Origin of the sequence: Gemmiger gallinarum (genome assembly GCF_014982805.1) — a bacterium.
Taxonomy (GTDB): Bacteria; Bacillota; Clostridia; order Oscillospirales; family Ruminococcaceae; genus Gemmiger; species Gemmiger gallinarum.
In genome coordinates, this window is sequence record NZ_JADCKC010000009.1 from 1 (window position 1) to 1,857 (window position 1,857).

The window sequence follows — 1,857 nt, forward strand, 5'->3', positions numbered from 1 at the left end:
AGAGATCATGACCTACTTCGAGACGGACATGCCCGTCACCAACGCCTACACGGAGTCCATCAACCGACTGGCTAAGGACAAGAACCGTGAAGGACGTGGTTACTCGTTCGAGGTGATGCGGGCACGAATGCTCTACACCACGAAGCACAAGAAGAAGGCCCCGACTGCGAAGGTCTCTCCGTTCTATAAGAAAACCATCGGTTACGGACTGCCGGACTTCGCAGAGGAACTCAACTACGGAGTCGATCTATCAACCATCTGAGGGTGGTATCAGATTGATGGGGTGAAGGTGCCCCATCAACCATTAAATCCGTATACCCGATTTGGAGAAATTCTTTGACCAGGTCAACCACGATCTTTTGATGGCCAGGCTAGCAAAACGTATTCACGACAAGCGTTTGCTTGGTGTGATCCGTCGCTACCTTCAGGCCGGAATGATGATGGGGGGGTTCGTTAGTCAGCGAGAGAAAGGCACACCGCAAGGATCGCCCTTGAGTCCGTTGCTTAGTAATATCCTACTTGACGATCTGGACAAGAAACTGGATGCCAGAGGCCACCGGTTCTGCCGATATGCCGATGACTGCCAGATCTACGTCCAAAGCCGTCGAGCGGGCCACCGAGTCAAGGACAACGTGACCGCCTTTCTCGAAACACGACTCAAACTCTGACGGATCCCCACGAAATAGATAAGAAAATCAGGATGATATGATTGAAAAGGCCTGCATGGGTCGGCATGTTGTTAATCGCCAAACCAACAATATGCCTAAGGAGACCCATGCAGGCCCCTCGATTCTTACATACTCTGCTGACCTCATCACTCCCCCTGGTCCATGCCAAGCGCCTGCAGGCGCTGCTCGACACGGTGGGTGCCCTGCTGGGCGAGCGCCGCCTGGGCTTGACCGCCCTGGGGCGTGCCTTGCCAGGGCCAGTGGCTACCAAGCACACCATCAAGCGAGTCGATCGGTTGCTGGGCAACCCTCACCTGCATCAGGAGCGTCCCCTGTTCTATTGGCTCGTGGCCAGCCTGCTGATTGGCCACATGACCCGCCCGCTGATTCTGGTGGACTGGTCGCCGATTGATGACCGTGGCAAACGGTTCTTGCTGCGCGCCGCGGTGCCCTTTGCCGGGCGCTCGCTGCCAATCTTCGAGAAAGTCCACCACAAGGATGGCTGCCAACACTGTGAGGCATACTTGTTGGCCGCTCTGGCCGAGATACTGCCTGACAACGCCACGCCGATCTTGGTCACCGATGCGGGCTTTCGTAATCCCTGGTTCGAGGCGGTTGAGGCACGTGGTTGGTACTACGTCGGCCGGGTGCGTAGCCCGGTTCGCTGCCAGCTGCCAGGGCAGGCGTGGCAACCTGTGTCAGACCTGTTTCCGCAAGCGACATCGGTACCGCGGGCGCTGGGTTCCGTGCAAATTGCTGAGAGCAATCCACTGACCACCCGCATGGTGCTCTACCATCGGCCGCCGCAGGGGCGCAAGCATCGCAACAAGCGCGGACAGGTCTCCCAGGACAGCCGCAGCCGGGCGATTGCCCAGCGCCAGAAGGAGCCTTGGGTGCTGGTCAGTAACCTACCGGCGCGCTCAACGCTGGCGGACAAGTTGGTGGCCATTTACCGGCAGCGCATGCAGATTGAAGAGGGCTTCCGCGACGTCAAGAGTCCCCAGTTCGGGCTGGGCTTCGGCATGCATCAGTCTCGCCAAGGCAAGCGGATCGAAATCCTGCTGCTGATCGCGATGCTGGCCAATGTCGTGGTGATGGTTGCCGGTCTTCAAGTCCGAGACAGCGGGCAACAGCGACGCTACCAGAGCAACACGATCCGTCATCGGAACGTTCTCTCCGTGTGGCGTTT

2 protein-coding genes and 1 pseudogene are annotated in these 1,857 nt (G+C 58.2%); all 3 read left to right on the top strand.

Features of this window, described 5'->3' with window-relative positions:
- Positions 1 to 262: transposase (locus INF35_RS13610; protein WP_193503373.1), on the top strand; the 262-nt coding region annotated here is incomplete at its 5' end.
- Positions 263 to 320: 58 nt separating this feature from the next.
- A pseudogene (locus tag INF35_RS13615) lies at positions 321 to 665 on the top strand (reverse transcriptase domain-containing protein); the annotation flags it as partial.
- A 110-nt stretch (positions 666 to 775) separates the two neighbouring features.
- The coding region (locus tag INF35_RS13620; protein WP_193503375.1) for an IS4 family transposase at positions 776 to 1,857 on the top strand (1,082 nt) is incomplete at its 3' end.